Genomic DNA, 19,346 nt, shown 5'->3' with positions numbered 1-19,346 from the left:
TACAATTCTAACTTTCAATATGAGGAAAAAGAGGAACAACAATTGTTATTCCTCTTTTCCTTTTTGCTTCAAGGCTTCGTGAGCTTCTGTTACAACTTCCTCTGCCTGAATAGGAGATTGATTTTCTCCCTGTTCACGCTCACCATACCATTTTAAATGAATTAAAAATTCAATGTTTCCATCTCCGCCTGTAATTGGAGAAAACGTTAAGTTTTGAACATCGTAACCTTCTGCTAGCGCAAAATCGACAATCATTTCTATAACTGCTTCATGCACTTTACGGTCCCGAACAATTCCCTTTTTCCCCACTTGCTCTCGCCCAGCTTCAAATTGCGGTTTAATAAGCGCCGCAACATCACCACCAGGTGTTAACATCGTTTTCAATACAGGCAAAATTAATTTCAAAGATATAAACGATACATCAATACTTGCAAATTGCGGTAATCCTTGCTGCAAATCAGCAGGTGTTACATAACGAAAATTCGTCCGTTCCATTACGACAACACGTTCGTCCTGTCTCAGTTTCCATGCAAGTTGGTTATACCCTACATCTAAAGCATATGATAGCTTTGCACCATTTTGCAAAGCACAATCCGTAAATCCACCCGTTGATGAACCAATATCCAGCATAATCTTATCTTGTAAATCTATATGAAACGTCTCTAACGCCTTTTCTAGCTTATATCCACCACGGCTTACATAGCGCATTACTTGTCCTTTTACTGTAATTTCTGTATCTTGTGGTATTTTTTCACCTGGTTTATCTAGACGCATTTCATTTGCATATACAAGACCCGCCATAACAGCGCGCTTCGCTTTTTCTCTTGTTTCAACAAGTCCTCGTTCTACTAATAGTATATCTACTCGTTCTTTTTTTCCGCTCATTTGTTACGCCCTTTTTTGTTTTAATGGAATCATTGTACAAATGCGTTCAACAACTGCATCTGTTGTTAAGCCAATTTCTTCAAGAAGTTTAGAGACACTGCCATGTTCAATGAAATGATCTGGAATACCCATACACTCAATTAGCGCATTATGATATCCATGTTCACTAGCAAACTCTAACACACCAGAGCCAAATCCTCCAATTAAACACGCCTCTTCAATTGTTAAAATCGGCATATTCTTTCCTAATAACTCATGCAAGCACGCCTCGTCCATTGGCTTAATAAAGCGAGCATTCACAACCTTTACAGAAATCCCTTTCTTCTCAAGTGATTCTGCCGCTTCCATTGCCATCGGAATTGTCGTACCAAATGTTAGAATCGCCGCTTGTGATCCTTCACGAAGCGTTTCCCATGTACCGATTGGAATTTCTTTAAACTCTTTATCCATCGGTACACCAATTCCATTTCCACGTGCATAACGAAGTGCAATCGGTCCTTCTTCGTAATTGATTGCTGTATATACCATATGTTGACCTTCATTCTCATCTTTCGGCATCATCAAAACAATATTTGGAAGATGACGTAAAAATGCAATATCAAATATACCTTGATGCGTTTCTCCATCAGCTCCTACTAACCCTGCTCGATCAATCCCGAAAAAGACATTTAAATTTTGGCGACATACATCGTGAACAACTTGATCATAAGCGCGTTGTAAAAATGTAGAATAAATCGCTAAAAACGGCTTCATGCCTTGCGTTGCTAAACCAGCTGCCATTGTTACTGCGTGCTGTTCAGCAATCCCCACATCAAACATACGATTAGGAAATTCCTTTGCAAATTTTTCAAGCTTCGATCCAACTGGCATTGCTGGCGTTACAGCAACGATACGCTGATCATTCTTCGCCAATTTACGAACTGCTTCACTAACAACAGAGCTCCATGCCGGTGCAGCTTCTTTTGGCTTCACAAAATCACCAGACTCAATTTTGTATGGTCCTGTACCATGCCAAGTTCCAATTACATCACTTTCAGCTGGCTTATAGCCTTTTCCTTTTTTCGTAATGACATGAACAAGAACAGGCCCTTTCGTTTTCTTTGCATATTGAAGATTTTCAAATAAACTTTCATAATCATGTCCATCAACAGGCCCTAAATATGTGAAGCCTAGCTCTTCAAAAAACACACCCGAAACGAGTAAATATTTCAAGCTGTCTTTTACTTTTTCAGCCGTTGCAGCTACTTTTCCGCCAACAGCTGGAATTTTCTTCAATAAGTATTCTAATTCATCTTTTACCCATCGATATTTCCCTGCTGTACGTAAACGTCCAAGTACGTTATGCAATGCACCAACGTTTGGTGCAATCGACATTTCATTATCATTTAAAATAACCGTCATATCTGTTCGTTCATGCCCAATATGATTTAGTGCTTCCAGCGCCATACCGCCTGTTAATGCACCATCACCAATAATAGGAACAATATACTCTTTCTTTTTCTTTAAATCACGAGCAAGTGCCATTCCCATAGCAGCAGATAAAGAAGTAGAGCTATGTCCCGTTTCCCATACATCATGTTCACTTTCACAACGCTTTGGAAAACCACACAAACCTTTATATTGTCTTAATGTTCCAAATTCCTTTGCACGCCCCGTTAAAATTTTATGTACATAGGATTGATGTCCTACATCCCATAAAAATTTATCTCTTGGACTATCGAATACTTTATGCAAAGCAATTGTGAGTTCTACTACACCTAGATTTGGAGCAATATGTCCACCTGTTTGAGAAAGCTCTTCAATTAAAAACTTTCGAATATCTTCGCTTAACGTCTCTAGTTCGCTTATAGACATATCCTTCAAAAAACTAGGATTTTGAATTTGCGTCAGATCCACCAGGATCACTCACTTTCGTTTCATAATCTGTCATCATGTCAACTATTATACATTCGTAAAATATAGTTGTACTTAGTTGTATTACAACTATCAAGCATATTCTTTATTTTATCCCGCTATTCGTGGGCAGTAAGACCCCCCACCTCAAGATTGAGAGAGAAGCGAAGAAGATAGGTGGGGGATAACTGCCCGTAAAAGCCCGATTGGTTCAACTAACCATCAGTGGGGGATAAAGCCCCTCCACTGATGGAAGTTTCACTTTATACGATGAAAAAAGAGCCGCTAACACAAAGTGATAACGGCAATGTAATCTACGTATATTTTTGCCAATAAAAAGAAAAGAAAAACCTTTGTCTACATTTATACCATAAAATGCTGAATGGCTCAACAAATGAAAACATTCTTATACTAGTGGTTGCGCTTTGCAATTAAATCACAAATTACTAACAAATATTCATCTTGTAATTGTAAAGAAGAAATTGCATCTTTCGCTTTCGCAATTGTATCTTCTAAAATCCCCTTCGCTTCTTCTACTGTAAATAACGTTGTATATGTACTTTTTTCATTTGTCATATCACTTCCGACCGGTTTCCCAATCTCTTCTTCTATTCCTTCTACATCTAGAATATCATCACGAATTTGAAAAGCAAGTCCGACATACTTCGCAAAAGCAAGTAACTTTTCCTGTTGCTCCGCCGTAGCCCCTGATAATAACGCACCAGCTAATACGGCAAATTCTAATAAACGTCCAGTTTTATTTTTATGAATATATTCTAACTCATGAAGGTTTAATTGCTTCCCTTCCGCTTCCATATCCGCAACTTGTCCACCAACCATTCCTTCTGGTCCTGCTGCTTTAGCAAGTTCTAGTAAAATGCGCAGTTTTGTCTCGGAAGTAATTTCTTTATGGTCTTGCTCTGTTACAACTTGGAATGCGTATGTTAATAACCCATCACCAGCTAGTACGGCCATAGCCTCACCAAACACTTTATGATTTGTTGGCTTCCCGCGGCGTAAGTCATCATCATCCATACAAGGTAAATCATCATGAATTAAAGAATATGTATGAACCATTTCTAATGCGCAAGCTGTACCTATCCCTAATTCTCTATCTTTTCCAAACGCCTGCAGCGTTGCAAATAAAAGTAACGGACGGAGACGTTTCCCGCCCGCTTCTAATGAATACACCATCGCCTCGCGAAGTACATCTGGACATTGCAAGGCATTTGCATAACGCACAAGATTTTCTTCTACTAACGCTTTACTTTCTCTCATAAAAGCATCAAAAGTTACATGCGTCATTATGCTTCCTCTCCTAAATTAGAAAATGGACGAAGTTCACCATTTTCTCCAAGTATGACTGCCATTTGTTCTTGCACGCCTTTTAATTTTTCATCGCAAAGCTTAGAAAGTTCCATACCTTCTTTAAAATACGAAATTGCTTCTTCAAGCGGAACATCACCTTGTTCGAGCTTGGAAACAATTTGTTCAAGCTTTGCAATCGCTTCTTCAAAGCTCAATTTATTTTCCATCGCCTAGTTCACGCTCCTCTATTCCCCATACATTACAGTCCAGTACACCATCTTGAAGCCGCACTGTCACTTCATCTCCAAGCCCAATTTCTTTTACGCTTTTTAGCACCTGTTTCTCATTATTATAAACAAGACCGTAGCCTCGCATCATCACTTTAAGAGGACTTAACGTTTCTAACTTCTCTATCGCTCTTGTAAAAGCAAACTCTTTTCTTTGTAGAAGAGACTGCATTTCACGTTGCAATTGCTTTTGCAATGTGTCTAACGTAAGCTTTGTTTGTTCAATTTTTTGCATGGGATGATGTTTTCCTAAATAAAACGACAACTGTTGAAGTTGATTGGTCTTCTTTTCTATGTAACGCTCTTTCGTTTGCATCAACTTATCAATTGTACGATCCAATTGTTCTTCCTTTTGCTCATACAATTGCTTTGGATAGCGAAATGCATATGATTTTTGTAATGTTTGCAAACGTTCCTGCTTATAGTTCAACATCTCACGTATCGCTCGTGTCAAGCGAAGTGTACGCTGCATCACTTTTTCTTCTAATTCAAGAATGTGAGGAACTGCCAGTTCAGCTGCCGCTGTTGGCGTTGGAGCTCTTAAGTCCGCAACAAAATCTGCAATTGTAAAATCTGTTTCATGTCCCACAGCAGAAATAATTGGAATTTGACTCACAAAGATTGCTCGGGCCACCGTTTCTTCATTAAATGCCCACAGCTCTTCAATCGAACCTCCACCGCGCCCTACAATTAACACATCTATATCATTCATTTCATTGGCCTTTTCAATAGCTTGTACAATTGAGGGAGCTGCAAACTCCCCTTGTACAAGAACTGGAAATACAATTACCTTTCCAATTGGATAGCGACGTGCAATTGTCGTTATAATATCACGAATTGCCGCACCCGTTGGCGACGTAATCACACCAATTGTTGTTGGATAAGCAGGTATTGGCTGCTTGTATACTTGTGAAAACAGCCCTTCTTCTTCTAAACGAGCCTTTAACTGCTCATACGCTAAATGAAGATTTCCCACTCCATCTGGCTGCATATCATGAATATAAATTTGGTATGAACCACTTGCTTCATAAACAGAAATTTTTCCTTTTACAAGCACTTTCATCCCGTCTTCTGGTCTAAACTTTACATTGCGATTATGACTCGCAAACATGACCGCAGCAATTCTTGCATTTTCATCTTTTAATGTGAAATACATATGACCGCGGCTATGATATTTAAAATTTGAAATTTCTCCTTTTAACCAAACAGACTGTAGATGAGGATCATACTCTATTTTAGTTTTCATATAACGAGTTAACGCTGTAACGGTTAAATATTGCTTTTCCATTTCTCTCTCCTCATAGCCGCCCTACAATTATTTACAAACAACACCTGCACGCTGTGCAGATAATACTGTATTTTCTAGTAGCATTGTAATCGTCATTGGGCCTACGCCTTTTGGTACTGGCGTAATGTGACTTGCAACGTTTAATACATCATCGAAATCAACATCACCGCATAGTTTTCCTGTTTCTAAACGATTTACTCCGACATCAATTACAACTGCACCTTCTTTTACGTAATCAGCTGTTACTATTTTCGCTCTTCCAACCGCAACAATTAAAATATCAGCTAACTTCGTTAATTCTTTTATATTCGCTGTTTTGGAATGACAATATGTAACTGTTGCATTTTCATTTAAAAACAGTTGTCCTACTGGTTTTCCAACAATATTACTTCGTCCAATAACAACAACGTGTTTCCCTGTAATATCAAGATTTGTTTCTTTTACTAATTCTAAAATACCATGCGGCGTACATGGAAGGAATGTATCTTGTCCTGTCATCATACGACCGATACTAATTGGGTGGAAACCATCCACATCTTTCTCAGGAGAAATTTTTTCAATGATAGCTTTCTCTTCAATATGATTTGGCAACGGTAATTGTACTAAAATACCATGAATACGATCATCATTATTTAAACGGTCGATTTCCGCTAATAAGCGATCTTGTGTAATTGTATCTGGAAATGTAATTAACTCAGAATAAATACCAACTTGTTCGCAGCCTTTTTCTTTCCCTTTTACATACGAATGAGAAGCTGGATCATCCCCAACTAAAATAACAGCTAGCCCTGGTACAATTCCTTGTTCTTTTAGTTCTGCAACTTTCTCTTTTAACTGCGCTCGCTTTTTCTCTGCAACTTCATTTCCTTTGATGATTACTGCTACCATTTCAAAATTCCCCCTTTAAAAATTACAAAGCTACTTTTTTCTCCCGCTCTAACGGGCAGTATAGCTTCCACATTAACATTCTGAAAAATGAAAGAATAAAGATGAGAGATAACTGCCCGTAAAAGCCTGATTGGTAAGAGCTTTCTTGAGTGGGGATGAAGTTCCCCGCCCAAGAAAGTTTTACTGTATACTAGATAAAACGCCGTTAATAAAACGACGAGATTCCTCGTCTCCATATGCTTTTGCAATTTCAATTGCCTCGTTCATAGATACGCTGTGTGGAATATCTTCCATGTATTTCATTTCATACACAGCAAGTCGTAAAATACTACGATCAACAATGCTAATGCGTTCTAATTTCCACTTTTTTAAATTTTGACGAATAAGCTCATCAATTGCTTCTTTATGCTCTACACATCCGAAGACAAGTGCTTCTAAAAATTCATTTGTATTTTCGCCTTCTTCAAGTGTGTTTTCTACTGCTGCTTTCGGATTGTAGTCTCCTGTAATGTCCATTTGATAAAGTGCTTGCATCGCTCTTTCTCTAGCCGTCCTACGTTTCATTATAACTCTCCTTTGTACTTCAAGTCTTTCCTTATGTTTTGTTATATTATTATAATTTATAAGCCATCGAATTACTTACCCTTTATAATTTTTGCTGACCCTTCAATCTTATAATACAATGATAATACCACAATTTGTCGTTTCATACACGAGTTCCCTCACGGAAAAATAATAAAAAGATTAACTTCAAGTTCCATATCATACCACAATGTACGTTTTTTTCAAAAACTCGAATTCACCTTTAATTTTTTCACTTTTTCGAACAATATAATTTCTCTCGAGTTTAAATAGAAGAAGACAAAATGATAAAAAGGTGCCTGAATAACAAGGCACCTTTTTCAGTATTATACTGGTTCAATTTCTGTCTTTGGTGCTTCAAATGTTACACCAACGATATGCACGTTTATTTCTTTCGGTTCAAGGCCTGTCATTGTAGACAGCGCTTGACGAATATTATCTTGAATGTTTTGTGCAACAACTGGAATTGCTACACCAAAATACATTAGTACGTAAACATCAACGATAATATCATCATTTGCCAATTCTACTTTTACGCCTTTTCCATGATTTTTCTTTCCTAACTTCTCAACAACATCTGTTGCAAAGTTACCACGCATTGCTGCTACGCCTTCTACTTCAGAAGCAGCAATACCTGCAATTACTTCAATTACTTCCGGTGCGATTTCTACTTTACCAAGAGTTGTATCTTGTCCCATGTCTAACATATGTTCAGCCATGAAAAAACCTCCTTTAAATGTATCAGTGCGCCGTTAAATCATGCTGTTCTAAAAACTTCGTATTAAATTCACCTTGTACGAATTCAGGGTGGTCAAGAAGTTGCAAATGAAACGGGATCGTCGTATGTACGCCCTCAATGACGAATTCACTTAACGCTCGCTTCATTTTCGCAATTGCTTCTTCACGTGTTTTTCCATAAACGATGAGCTTTGCAACCATCGAATCATAATAAGGCGGAATCGTATACCCAGGATATACAGCTGAATCGACGCGAATACCAAATCCTCCTGGCGGTAAATACATTTTTACCTTACCTGGAGATGGCATAAAGTTTTTGGCAGGGTTTTCCGCATTAATTCGGCACTCAATTGCCCAACCGTTAAATTGTACTTCTTCTTGTTGCAGCGATAACTGCTCTCCTGATGCAACGCGAATTTGTTCTTTAATAAGGTCTACTCCCGTCACCATTTCAGTTACAGGATGCTCAACTTGAATTCGCGTATTCATTTCCATGAAGTAGAAACTTTTCGTTTTATATTCGTAAATAAATTCAACTGTGCCAGCACCTGTATAATCTACTGCTGCTGCCGCTTTTACTGCTGCTTCTCCCATTCGTTGACGGATAGTAGCATCTAAGGCTGGAGATGGTGACTCTTCTAACAATTTTTGCAAACGACGCTGAATTGTACAATCGCGCTCTCCTAAATGAATGACGTTACCATGGTTATCTGCCATCACTTGAATTTCTACATGACGGAAATCTTCAATATACTTTTCTAAGTATACACCAGGGTTTCCAAAAGCGGTACTTGCTTCTTGCTGTGTAATTTGAATTCCTTTTACAAGCTCTTCTTCCGTGCGCGCAACGCGAATTCCCTTACCGCCGCCGCCCGCTGTTGCTTTAATAATAACAGGATATCCAATTCTCTCTGCAAGTGTTACTGCCTCTTCGATATTTTTAATAATTCCTTGTGAACCTGGTACAATCGGAACCCCTGCTTCCTTCATTGTATCACGCGCAACGTCTTTTGTGCCCATTTTTGAAATAGCTTCTGGGCTTGGACCGATAAAAATCAAATTACATTCACGACAAAGCTCTGCAAAATCAGCATTTTCTGCTAAAAATCCATATCCAGGGTGAATTGCATCACAACCCGTTAATTTTGCAACACTAATAATGTTTGTTAAGTTTAAATAACTTTCCTTTGATACAGTTGGACCAACGCAGTATGCTTCATCGGCAATTTGTACATGAAGTGCTTCTTTATCTGCTTCAGAATAAATTGCAACTGTTTCAATATTCATTTCTTTGCAAGCACGAATAATTCGTACCGCAATTTCCCCGCGATTCGCAATTAATACTTTTTTAATCATGATTCCAGACTCCCTTATTATGCTTTTACAAGAAATAGCGGTTGTCCATATTCAACAAGCTGACCGTTATTCACAAGAATTTCAACGATTTCCCCATTTACTTCTGCTTCAATTTCATTAAAAAGTTTCATCGCTTCTACGATACAAACAATTTTCCCTTCTGTTACGCGATCTCCAACATTTATATATGCTTGCGCATCTGGTGATGGAGAAGCATAGAACGTTCCAACCATCGGAGAAGTAATTTTTAGTAAGTTCTCATCTTGTAATGCTTGTTTCTCTTCTTGCTTTGGAGCTTCGCTTTGAGCTGGTGCAGCAACTACTTCTGGCACTACAGCTTGTACAGGTTTCTGCACTGCCGGGGCAGGTTGTATAGCAATTACTTCATTGCCACGCTTTTTCATCTTAATTGTAGTACCATCTTTTTTGTATTCGAATTCATCAATATTAGAATCATCAATTAGCTTAATTAATTCACGAACTTCTTGAATTTTAAACATGTAAAATCCACTCCTATATACTTGTTTTTCCTGTTGTAACAGCTCAAGTCATCAGTAATAAATACCACTCACTGAATCCTGCTAGAACAATCCATCATAAATTCCTTCTCGTACTATCAATGAAAAACTACTATGAAGTTTCATACTATATAAATACAAATTAAAAAATCGACATAAAACCCTCGTTCTTTTTATGCGGGCGAGAGCGTCTGGCCATGCATAGAAGCGGTCAGAGCCTTTTCCTACCACATGCCGGGTTTAAAACAAAAGGAGAAAGCAAGTAGCGGTCATGTTGTATGATGCATAACAGCGACTTATATGCCGAAAAATCAAAATGTATTTATATTCATCTTACGATAAATATTTTCAACATTCCAATTTTATTTCTTCTGTATGATGTATGAAAATTCCTGTGAAAATAACAGTATGCTATTTTACTACCTAGTAATAATACCAAGTTTCACTCAAAATTGGCAAGACCACTTCCTAAAAAACACTCTCATCCACTTCATTTATATAAATCCACTTTGACTTTTCAACCCACAAATCGCAACTATGCAGAATGTATCCTCTGTGAGGCCAGACGCTCTCGCCCCCCCTAAAAAAAGGGTTTTTATGTTGTGTTTTCAATTTGCATTTATTTATCCCGCTATTTGCGGGCAGTAATACTCCCGCCTCAAAATTCAGCAAAAGCATTGTCCAGTTCCAGTGGCTAGAATGTTCGGTGGCTTCGCTTCACATTCTGGACGAGCCACTTCCACATTTCTTTGTTGTCCAGCTCTAGCGGCTAGAATCTCCGGCCGTTTCGCCCCCTCGGACGAGGCAAAAAGCGCTTCTCCGCCCTGTGCGTGGGCGTCCTGCGATTCTGAGCGAGCCGCTTCCGCTTTTCTGAAGAAGTTAGGCGGGAGATAAACTGCCCGTAAAAGCCCGATTGGTGAGGGCTGATAATCAGTGGGGGATGAAGAAAACCCCCACTGATTAAAGTTTCACTTTATGTGAGTTTATATATTTTTTACTAAATAATTGAAGTTTATTTACATCCACTTCATATTCCCTTCATATAAGAATAGTATCGTAAAAATAGAATCATATACAGTGAGGTGTGGGATGTGAACATTTGGCTTATTCTCTTTCTACCAGCTGTTATAATTTGGGGTGTAGCTCTCTTTATTCAAATGAAATGCGGAAAAAGTAATCGCTCTCATCAAGAACCGCTAATTTTTCACTCACAACGAATTTCTCCTATAAAAACAAAAGAAATTGAACTGCGATTGTTAGATGAACTCCTAGTAGATAAAAAAAGCTATCGAAAAAATCGATAGCTTTTTACTTTGCTATTTCATATCGAACATCTGCCATTAAGCCCGTCTCACTTTTTACAAGCTGTATAATTTTATTTGCTTCTTTTGCAGAAAGTTTTGCTGCTTTTACTGTCACTTTAACATCATTTCCATCTGCACGTACAAGTGTATCTTTATAACCGCCTTCTGTTTTAATTAATGTTTCTAATAATGTTTCTTTTGTTGCTAAATCACTCAATGCATCAAATTCATTTTTTGCTTTATTTCTCTCCTCAGCAGAAGAGGTTGTTGAGTTCATTACATCTTGCAATTTTTCCTTTACTTCACTGCGCTGATCCTCCATTTTTAAACGAAGTGCGGTGAAACTATCATCACTAGCTGAGTGACTCGATACATTCCCTTCTTTCTTGCCTGTTTCTTTTTTACTAGTTTCCTTTTCAGAGCCTTGCTTCTCTTTCGCTCCCTCTCCTAATGATGTTGTTACAACCTTTGTTTTATTATCTGGCGTCATTACATAGTATACTGAAAGTACAATAACTAAACTTAGCATCGTTAATAACCAAACTGTTTGTTTTTTTAACACTTTATTTCCTCCCTAATTCTTTTTTGGTAAAACAGATACACGGTGACTTGGAACCTCTAGCATACGTGAAACAGCTTCTATCACCATCTGTTTCACTTGTAAATTATCCACTCCTCTTGCAACAACAAGAACGCCGCGAACTTTCGGCTTATTTTCTCGAAGTATAATAGGAGCCTCTTTATCACCTTGGCGTACAATCACTGTTTTTTCATCTGTCGATTCATCTTCAACTTTCCGCTTTCCGCCTTCTTTATCTGTTTCATCTGTCGTTTGCGATCGCTTCACCTTATTTTTATCAAGTATTTTTTCTTCTGATGAATCAAGATTAATTTCAATTGTTACATCTTTAACGCCTGCAACACTTTCTAATGCTTCTTTTAATTGTTGTTCATATTCTTTTTCATATTTATCAATGATAGATTTGTTGTCGCTATTCTTTTGCCCAAATGTTGGTACATCTTTTACTTGCTCTGTTTGCGATTTGAGAACAGGTACTTCTGGTTTTTTTGCTTGGAAAAGGTTACTAGAAAACATAAGGATGATCCCAACTATAAGTAAAATGATTAAAAACTTTGCTGAAATTTTTTTCTCTTTCTCATCTTTTTCATTTCCTTTAAAAAGATTGCGAAAAAATTGAAATTTATTATTCATTTACTTTCCCTATCCCCCCTTCCACCTGAATCTTAATTTTTTTCTCTTCTAATTGCCATTTGTTTGAGAAGAATTGTTTCATTTCGGCTGTATTTTGTTCTGACGTCTTCCGAGGTTCCTTCGAGTTAATTTCTACCTTTTGAATCGTTTCAATAGCTCCTTCTCGACTTTTTTCATTTGCCTGAAGCGTTACAACAACAGATTGAACATCTTGCTGAGATTTCACTTCCTTTTTGTCTTCTGGTACTTTTATCTGCAAACTCATAACGGCCATACCATATTGTTCTTCTAGCTCTTTCCCAACTTGTTTTTTCATTTGGACAGCCATCTGTTCTAAAATATATGCACGTTGTGAGGCTTGTATTTCTTTTTTCTTTTCATTAATTTTATTTTCTATTGATCCGTTTGCCATATACTTGTCCTGACTAGCATTTGCAATCACATCTTGAATATCTGTTTGAAACAATTTAAATAAGGGGGTTAAGATTAGAACGACTAGAAGCAAACTTACAACAAACTTGACATACTTTTGTAAATTTGAATTAGGAAGTAACATATGAAGCATCGTTGCTAATAGTAGAAACATAATTATATTTCGAATCCACTCCACGACAAATTGCAACCTTCTCACCTCCTAACGCATCATTAACGTAATATTTCCAGCTGCGATAACAATCGTGATACTTAGAAAAAACATGAACGATACAATAGCCAAGCAAGCAAACACGTATATAATACTTCTTCCGATAATGTCCAAACATTGGATAATTGTTCCTCCACCAACAGGTTGCAGCACTGCTGCCGCAAATTTATAAATGAACGCAATGCAGAAAATTTGAATAGCAGGAAAAGCAACGATAAGTAATAAAATAACAACCCCAACAATCCCCACTGTATTTTTTAATAACGCCGATGCACTAAGTACAGTGTCTGCTGCTTCAGTAAACATCCGGCCGACAACTGGAATAAAGTTTCCCGTTACGAATTTTGCTGTTTTAACAGCAATCCCATCCGCTACTGCTGTTGCTGTTCCTTGTACAGAGAGCACACCCAAAAAGATTGTTAAGAAAATCCCAATGATGCTAACGCTAACATTTTGCAACATTTTGGACAATTTTGTAACTTTATATTGATCGCTCATTGTACTGACAATACTTAAAATTGTAGCGAGGAGAAGAAGCGGTAAAACAATATAATTCATGAGCATTCCGCTCGTATTCATAAGAAAAACGATAATTGGATGAAAGAAAGAAACAGATACAACACCGCCTCCTGTCGCAATGAGCGCCAACAAAATAGGAAGGAGCGCTAAAATGAAATCGATCATTGTTTGAATAGTGTCTCTTGTATACGTCATAACAACATAAAAACTGTTTAAAGCAAAGACGATAAGTACCATATATACAACAGCATCCGCTATTTTCCCGACGCTACTTTTTGCAAAAGCAGATTGAAGCGATTGCAAAAGCGCGCTGAAAATAGTAAGCATAATGAGTGTCCCAAGCAACTTTCCGTTCGCTACTAATTCATGAAATAAATATTTTAGTAATCCAATCATCCACTCTTTAATTGAAAACTCTTTTTCTCCTTTAACAAACTCCATAAAATTCCCCTTCTGGCTTTCCGGCAAATACCCTCCGTACTTAGTAACAAGGTCATCCCAATATTTCTTTACATCTTCAATCCCAAGCTTTCCTAGTTGTTCATCTACAACATTTTGTTCTGGGGGAGAAGCTTGTACGATAATTGGCAAAGAAAAAAAGAGGAAAAAAGCAATCGAAAGCTTTATTCCAAACGAGCGCACAATTCACCCCTCCTTTATCCGGTTGGTAAAAAACCGAGAATCGTTTCAATCACAACAGTTAATATCGGAATTGCCATCACTAAAATTAAAATTTTTCCCGCTAATTCAATTTTTGAAGCGATTGCTCCTTGCCCTGCATCTTTCGTAATTTGTGCACCGAATTCTGCAATATAAGCAATTCCAATAATTTTCAGCAGCGTTTCTACATACACATTGCTCACTTTCGCTTCATTTGCAATACGCTCAATCATCGTTAAAATCGAATGAATTTGATCAATGACAAGTAAAAACATAATGCTACTAACAAACACAATAAATAATGAAGTTACACTCGATTTATGCTGATTCAATATTGCCGCCAAAAAAGTCGCCACAAGTCCAAGTCCTACAATTTGTAATATTTCGATTCGAATCGCCCCCTTTAATGAAAAAGAAAGACGCTTTTAATTTTGTCAAATAAATTGTTTATTAAAAATGCAACCTGAAATAAAATAACGACAAAACCAACGAGAATCACCCAGTTGGCAATATCTTCTCGCTTTAGTTCTTTCAGCACAGTATGAATGAAAGCTAAAATAATACCAATTCCTGCAATTTGAAAGATTAACCCAACGTCGATCGACATTACCTTTCCCCCTTACAACAGTAAAATAACGATAAGTAATCCTGCTAATACTCCTAAACTTTTCATCATCTTTTCGTACTGAATTTGCATTTCCTTTGCTTCTCCTTCTTCTCTCTCTAAATGTGTAATACATAAACGAATATGCTTTTGCTGTGATTCACGATCATGTTGTCCTAGCGTTTCTCCAAATTGCTGTAAAATCTCATATTCCGTTTGCTTCAATGCTGTGAGTTTCCAATTTTCTTGTAAACTATCCATCCATGCTTCCCGAACCGTTTGCTCTCCCGTTTCTAATCGTTCGTGAAAACTATGAAAGAACCAGTTCAAAGGCTTAGGCATTTGTTTTACAAGGCGTGCAGCAGCCTCAGACAAAGGGGTATGTCCATACATAATTTCCGCCTCAAGTGATTGCAAAGCCGCCTTTAACAACCGTAGTTGGCGAGGGCGTTCACTATATTTCTTCGCATATGAAAAACCAAAAAATGTTGATACAGCAACAATGAGTGCAGCGCCAAAAAATTTAATCATACGCTCAGCACCTTCTCTCCGCGGCGAATTGGCTTTCCGCTGCCATCCTTCACATTCATAATCGTTCCTGGTCCTTTTATTTTAGAAAGCTCAATAAAACGTTCGAACACGCCCAGCTCTATAATTTTCCTTAGCGAAGGTCGTTTCAGTATGTCTTCATGTCCTTGTCCATGCACACTAGTAAACAATTGAACACCAGCATGAACAGCTTCCATAATTGCTTCGCTATCTTCTGGACGACCGATTTCGTCAACAATTAATATATCGGGACTCATTGAGCGAATCATCATCATCATACCTTCTGCTTTTGGGCATGCATCTAACACATCTACTCTTGTTCCAAACTCATATTGGGGAACACCTTTCACACACCCCGCAATTTCTGATCTTTCGTCTACGATACCAACTTTACAAGAAGGAATATGTTGCCTTGGAACACCCGCACTCATGAGGCGTGCTACATCACGCAATAATGTTGTTTTTCCTGTTTGCGGTGGACCGATAATCATTGTATTTAGCCAATGCTTCTCATATAAATATGGTATAAGCGGCTCAGCAATCCCCTTTTTTTGCCGAGCAATTCGAATATTAAATGACGCCACATCCCGAATCATTTTCACTGCGCTCTTTTCCATAATGACTTTGCCTGCTAACCCAACGCGATGTCCTCCGCGCAATGTAACATACCCTCGCTTCAATTCCTCTTCCATCGTATAAAGTGAATATTGACTCAGCTTATTCAGCAAATATGCCGCGTCTTCTGTCGTCACAATATAGTTATAAAAATGCGCTTCCCCGCGCGCAATACATTCAAGCGGCCGACCAACCCGAACCCGTATTTCTTCCAATCCATCATATTCCTTATAGTCTTGTATAAAACGTTCGATTTGCCTTGGCAACATCTCTAATACTTCTTTCATAGCTCTCTCCCCATCACATCGCTATTTCAGTACTGCAATAAAAATACAACCAATTCCAAGCGCCAAAAAAAATAATTTCAAAAAAGAAATTTCATTCGTAACACTCGCAATGCCAATTGACATCGTTACAATCAAAACAGTTGGACCAACAAATGCAAGCATGCCATTTACGAACAATGCTTTTTTGGCATCATTGAAATACAACATAAGCAAAGCGGCGAAAATCTCCATGCTCCCCGAGAAGATCCTAAGAAGCGCCATTACAAGCACAGACGTTTCAAATGCCGCTAGCCACTGTTTCATCCTCTCACCTTCTCTCGTTATCCTTACACCGCCCGAACAACACACATATATCCCGCTCAAACAAGATGAAAGAGTACGTTTGTACAACCATATGCACCGGTTGTCTATTTCAGAAGTGAAAAAGGAATTTTTTGCTTATCAAATAAAATTAAGCAGAATTTTTTGTAAAAACATGTTATATTGAAATAAAAAGAGGAAATATATGAAAATTCTAAAAATAACACTTACACTCATTGTAGAAGTATCTATTATTTTTTTATTCACTAAATTTGTTAATTGGACATTCATGGAAAGTTTCTTTTTAGGGAGTTTGGCCATTTTTGGACTCACATGGCTTTTTCTTTTAAATATGAACCGAAACACGAATACGGATCGTGCCATCACAAAAGGTTTGACGGGGCTTGACGGCGGAGAAGTAACACCTTTTCAAATTCGAATGAATCCCTATATGACCGGGACCCTTTTATTGCTTACCGTTAGCTTTATTATGACTGTTATTTATTACCTGCCTTATTTCACATAAAAAAACGTAACTACTCAGCCATACACTCTATTCTCAGATAGATTGCGGTCATAAAGATAAAAACAGCAAAGTACCTTGCTGCCTTTCTTTGTTTTAAAACTTTGCACGTGGCAAGAAAGGGCCCTGACCGCTCCTATACTTAGCCAGTCCCTCTCGCCCATTTAAAAAAGATGCTTTTCAGTCTTTTTTCACAGGATAACTGAGGAGTTACAAAAAAACACTCGTGGATCAATCCACGAGTGTTTTTCATTACGCACGAGAAACGTATTTTGATTCTCCTGTGTTAATAATAAGCATTTCACCTTCATTAATGAAGATTGGTACTTGTACAACTAGACCAGTTTCTAGTGTAGCTGGTTTTGTTACGTTAGAAGCTGTGTCACCTTTAATACCTGGCTCTGTTTCAACAACTTTTAACTCAACAGTGTTTGGAAGTTCTACACCAAGTACTTCGCCTTGATATGTCATGATTGCTATTTCCATGTTTTCTTTCAAGAATTTTAATTCATGTTCGATTTGCTTTTCAACAAGTTCGATTTGCTCGTATGTTCCATTATCCATGAATACGTGAGCTTCACCACTTGCATATAAATATTGCATACGACGGTTTTCAATATGCGCTTTTTCTACTTTTTCACCAGCACGGAATGTTTTTTCTTGAACAGAACCTGTGCGAAGGTTACGTAATTTAGAGCGAACGAACGCTGCACCTTTACCTGGTTTTACGTGTTGGAAATCGATAACCTGCCATAGGCTGTTGTCCACCGCAATTGTTAATCCTGTACGAAAATCGTTTACTGAAATCATGCAAAAAATCCTCCTGTGTATTACAAAATGATAAGTTCTTTTGGAGATTTAGTTAACACTTCATTACCTTCAGCTGTTACTATAATATCATCTTCAATGCGAACTCCGCCTACATTTGGAATATAAATTCCCGGTTCTACAGTGACTGCCATTCCCGGCTCAAGTACCGTTTCAGAGCGGAATGCTAAACTTGGTGCTTCATGAATTTCAAGACCAATTCCATGACCTGTAGAGTGCCCGAAATACTCACCGTATCCTTTTTCAGTTATGTAGTCACGTGTTAATGCATCTGCTTCACGACCAGTTATACCAGCTTTAATACCGTTTACACCACGCAATTGTGCTTCTAATACGATATTATAAATTTCCTTTAACTTATCAGCCGGCTCACCTACTGCAATTGTACGAGTAATATCGGAACAATACCCTTTATAGTAAGCACCGAAGTCTAATGTAACAAAATCTCCCTTTTCTATCAATTTTTCAGACGCAACGCCGTGCGGCAATGCTGAACGAAGTCCCGAAGCAACGATAATATCAAACGAAGAAGACGTTGCTCCTTGCTTTCTCATGAAAAATTCAAGTTCATTTGACACTTCAATCTCAGATACTCCCGGGCGAATAAATGATAGAATATGTTCAAAGGCAGCATCTGCAATCTGTGCAGCTTCCTTTAATATCTTAATCTCTGAATCAGTCTTAATCAAGCGTAACTTTTCTACCATACCAGATGTTGCAACAAATTCTGCATCAACTTCTTCTTTATATGCCGTATAAGAGCTGTATGTAAGAATATCTTGCTCAAAACCAAGCCTTTGAATTCCTAAGTCTTTTACTTGTTTTGCAACTTCTTCAAGAATCGTACCTGTATGCTGTACGATTTCATAACCAACCGCTTGTTTTTGCGCTTGTTCAACGTACCGGAAATCTGTAATAAATAAAGCGCGTTCGCTTGAAATTAATACAACACCTGCTGTTCCTGTAAAGTTTGCCATATATCTACGACTATGTTGATTCGTTAATAAAATACCATCAATACCAGCTTCCCCAAATGCACTTCTTAATTTTGTAAGTTTCTCCATGAATTACGCCTCCTGAATTTTCTCCACTAATGCAAGTAACGCTAAATGATACCCATACAAACCGAATCCTACAATTTGTCCCGCTGTGACCGGTGCCGTAACAGATACGTGGCGAAACGATTCGCGCTGGTGAATATTTGAAATATGTATCTCAATAACAGGAATCGAAACACTCGCAATTGCATCACGGATTGCATAGCTATAATGTGTAAATGCCCCTGGATTTAGAATAATTCCTTTATATGTACCCTCAGCCTCATGAATGATATCAATAATGGCACCTTCATGATTAGATTGGAAACACTCTAGCTCCACTCCCAAACTTTCCGCTTGTTGCTTCATATCTGTTTCTAACGATGCTAACGTCCCCGTACCATATACATTAACTTCTCGCACACCAAGACGGTTTAAATTAGGACCGTTAACGAGGAGCAACTTCTTCATATATCTAACTCCTTAATAAAAAAATGTCTATATAATATTCTACCATACCT

At 37.9% G+C, this 19,346-nt stretch carries 24 protein-coding genes; 2 read left to right on the top strand and 22 right to left on the bottom strand.

Going from position 1 to position 19,346, the window contains the following annotated elements; all coding sequences use genetic code 11:
• Positions 1–45: 45 nt before the first annotated feature.
• The 10 genes from MR076_RS06505 to accB form a co-directional block, all read right to left on the bottom strand.
• The gene (locus tag MR076_RS06505; RefSeq protein ID WP_242218863.1) at positions 46–885 is read right to left on the bottom strand and encodes a TlyA family RNA methyltransferase; all 840 of its coding nucleotides are present in this window, start codon (positions 883–885) and stop codon (positions 46–48) included.
• Positions 886–888: 3 nt separating this feature from the next.
• Positions 889–2,781 (bottom strand): 1-deoxy-D-xylulose-5-phosphate synthase, encoded by a 1,893-nt coding sequence (gene dxs / locus MR076_RS06500; protein ID WP_242218861.1) that lies wholly within the window; start codon positions 2,779–2,781, stop codon positions 889–891.
• A 408-nt stretch (positions 2,782–3,189) separates the two neighbouring features.
• Entirely contained in the window at positions 3,190–4,083 is an 894-nt protein-coding gene (locus MR076_RS06495) for a polyprenyl synthetase family protein (protein WP_242218859.1), read from the bottom strand.
• Entirely contained in the window at positions 4,083–4,313 is a 231-nt protein-coding gene (locus MR076_RS06490) for an exodeoxyribonuclease VII small subunit (protein ID WP_242218857.1), read from the bottom strand. The genes MR076_RS06495 and MR076_RS06490 overlap by 1 nt, the downstream gene beginning before the upstream one ends.
• Entirely contained in the window at positions 4,303–5,661 is a 1,359-nt protein-coding gene (gene xseA / locus MR076_RS06485; protein ID WP_242218855.1) for an exodeoxyribonuclease VII large subunit, read from the bottom strand. The genes MR076_RS06490 and xseA overlap by 11 nt, the downstream gene beginning before the upstream one ends.
• A gap of 27 nt (positions 5,662–5,688) precedes the next feature.
• Positions 5,689–6,549, bottom strand: coding sequence for a bifunctional methylenetetrahydrofolate dehydrogenase/methenyltetrahydrofolate cyclohydrolase FolD (gene folD, locus MR076_RS06480; RefSeq protein WP_242218854.1), 861 nt, complete (start codon positions 6,547–6,549; stop codon positions 5,689–5,691).
• Positions 6,550–6,729: 180 nt separating this feature from the next.
• Complete coding sequence (gene nusB / locus MR076_RS06475; protein ID WP_242218852.1) at positions 6,730–7,113, bottom strand: transcription antitermination factor NusB; 384 nt, start codon at positions 7,111–7,113, stop codon at positions 6,730–6,732.
• A gap of 344 nt (positions 7,114–7,457) precedes the next feature.
• On the bottom strand, positions 7,458–7,850 hold the full coding sequence (locus MR076_RS06470) for an Asp23/Gls24 family envelope stress response protein (protein ID WP_242218850.1): 393 nt from the start codon (positions 7,848–7,850) through the stop codon (positions 7,458–7,460).
• Positions 7,851–7,872: 22 nt separating this feature from the next.
• On the bottom strand, positions 7,873–9,225 hold the full coding sequence (accC, locus tag MR076_RS06465; RefSeq protein ID WP_242218848.1) for an acetyl-CoA carboxylase biotin carboxylase subunit: 1,353 nt from the start codon (positions 9,223–9,225) through the stop codon (positions 7,873–7,875).
• Positions 9,226–9,242: 17 nt separating this feature from the next.
• Positions 9,243–9,725 (bottom strand): acetyl-CoA carboxylase biotin carboxyl carrier protein, encoded by a 483-nt coding sequence (gene accB / locus MR076_RS06460; RefSeq protein WP_242218846.1) that lies wholly within the window; start codon positions 9,723–9,725, stop codon positions 9,243–9,245.
• 1,109 nt (positions 9,726–10,834) lie between these two features.
• On the opposite strand from accB, the gene MR076_RS06455 reads away from it, so the two are divergent.
• Entirely contained in the window at positions 10,835–11,047 is a 213-nt protein-coding gene (locus MR076_RS06455; protein WP_242218844.1) for a DNA recombination protein RecO, read from the top strand.
• Positions 11,048–11,051: 4 nt separating this feature from the next.
• Here MR076_RS06455 and MR076_RS06450 read toward each other — a convergent pair whose 3' ends face one another.
• From MR076_RS06450 to MR076_RS06410, 9 genes are read right to left on the bottom strand one after another with little or no spacing between them, the layout of a single operon-like run.
• Entirely contained in the window at positions 11,052–11,609 is a 558-nt protein-coding gene (locus MR076_RS06450) for a SpoIIIAH-like family protein (RefSeq protein ID WP_242218842.1), read from the bottom strand.
• Positions 11,610–11,621: 12 nt separating this feature from the next.
• Positions 11,622–12,260, bottom strand: a complete 639-nt coding sequence (spoIIIAG, locus tag MR076_RS06445) for a stage III sporulation protein AG (RefSeq protein WP_242218841.1) — start codon at positions 12,258–12,260, stop codon at positions 11,622–11,624.
• Complete coding sequence (spoIIIAF, locus tag MR076_RS06440; protein ID WP_242218838.1) at positions 12,253–12,882, bottom strand: stage III sporulation protein AF; 630 nt, start codon at positions 12,880–12,882, stop codon at positions 12,253–12,255. Before spoIIIAF ends, spoIIIAG begins: the two co-directional genes overlap by 8 nt.
• Positions 12,883–12,894: 12 nt before the next feature.
• The gene (spoIIIAE, locus tag MR076_RS06435; protein WP_242219211.1) at positions 12,895–14,067 is read right to left on the bottom strand and encodes a stage III sporulation protein AE; all 1,173 of its coding nucleotides are present in this window, start codon (positions 14,065–14,067) and stop codon (positions 12,895–12,897) included.
• An 11-nt stretch (positions 14,068–14,078) separates the two neighbouring features.
• The gene (gene spoIIIAD, locus MR076_RS06430; protein ID WP_396021675.1) at positions 14,079–14,465 is read right to left on the bottom strand and encodes a stage III sporulation protein AD; all 387 of its coding nucleotides are present in this window, start codon (positions 14,463–14,465) and stop codon (positions 14,079–14,081) included.
• A gap of 20 nt (positions 14,466–14,485) precedes the next feature.
• Entirely contained in the window at positions 14,486–14,689 is a 204-nt protein-coding gene (spoIIIAC, locus tag MR076_RS06425) for a stage III sporulation protein AC (protein WP_242218836.1), read from the bottom strand.
• 12 nt (positions 14,690–14,701) lie between these two features.
• A complete protein-coding gene (gene spoIIIAB, locus MR076_RS06420) occupies positions 14,702–15,217 on the bottom strand; it encodes a stage III sporulation protein SpoIIIAB (RefSeq protein ID WP_090913890.1) in 516 nt (171 codons plus the stop codon).
• The gene (spoIIIAA, locus tag MR076_RS06415) at positions 15,214–16,137 is read right to left on the bottom strand and encodes a stage III sporulation protein AA (protein ID WP_242218834.1); all 924 of its coding nucleotides are present in this window, start codon (positions 16,135–16,137) and stop codon (positions 15,214–15,216) included. The genes spoIIIAB and spoIIIAA overlap by 4 nt, the downstream gene beginning before the upstream one ends.
• A 21-nt stretch (positions 16,138–16,158) precedes the next feature.
• Positions 16,159–16,440, bottom strand: a complete 282-nt coding sequence (locus tag MR076_RS06410; RefSeq protein ID WP_035429538.1) for a YqhV family protein — start codon at positions 16,438–16,440, stop codon at positions 16,159–16,161.
• A gap of 202 nt (positions 16,441–16,642) precedes the next feature.
• On the opposite strand from MR076_RS06410, the gene MR076_RS06405 reads away from it, so the two are divergent.
• A complete protein-coding gene (locus MR076_RS06405; RefSeq protein ID WP_242218832.1) occupies positions 16,643–16,963 on the top strand; it encodes a hypothetical protein in 321 nt (106 codons plus the stop codon).
• 249 nt (positions 16,964–17,212) lie between these two features.
• Here MR076_RS06405 and efp read toward each other — a convergent pair whose 3' ends face one another.
• From efp to aroQ, 3 genes are read right to left on the bottom strand one after another with little or no spacing between them, the layout of a single operon-like run.
• A complete protein-coding gene (gene efp / locus MR076_RS06400) occupies positions 17,213–17,770 on the bottom strand; it encodes an elongation factor P (RefSeq protein ID WP_242218830.1) in 558 nt (185 codons plus the stop codon).
• A 20-nt stretch (positions 17,771–17,790) separates the two neighbouring features.
• Positions 17,791–18,852, bottom strand: a complete 1,062-nt coding sequence (gene pepQ, locus MR076_RS06395; RefSeq protein ID WP_242218828.1) for a Xaa-Pro dipeptidase — start codon at positions 18,850–18,852, stop codon at positions 17,791–17,793.
• A gap of 3 nt (positions 18,853–18,855) precedes the next feature.
• Positions 18,856–19,296, bottom strand: a complete 441-nt coding sequence (gene aroQ, locus MR076_RS06390; protein ID WP_242218826.1) for a type II 3-dehydroquinate dehydratase — start codon at positions 19,294–19,296, stop codon at positions 18,856–18,858.
• Positions 19,297–19,346: the final 50 nt, after the last annotated feature.

Source organism: Bacillus cereus group sp. BfR-BA-01380, assembly GCF_022663535.1.
GTDB lineage: Bacteria > Bacillota > Bacilli > Bacillales > Bacillaceae_G > Bacillus_A > Bacillus_A cereus_BB.
The sequence above is the reverse complement of the archived record's forward strand: the minus strand, read 5'-3'. Positions and strand labels throughout refer to the sequence as shown.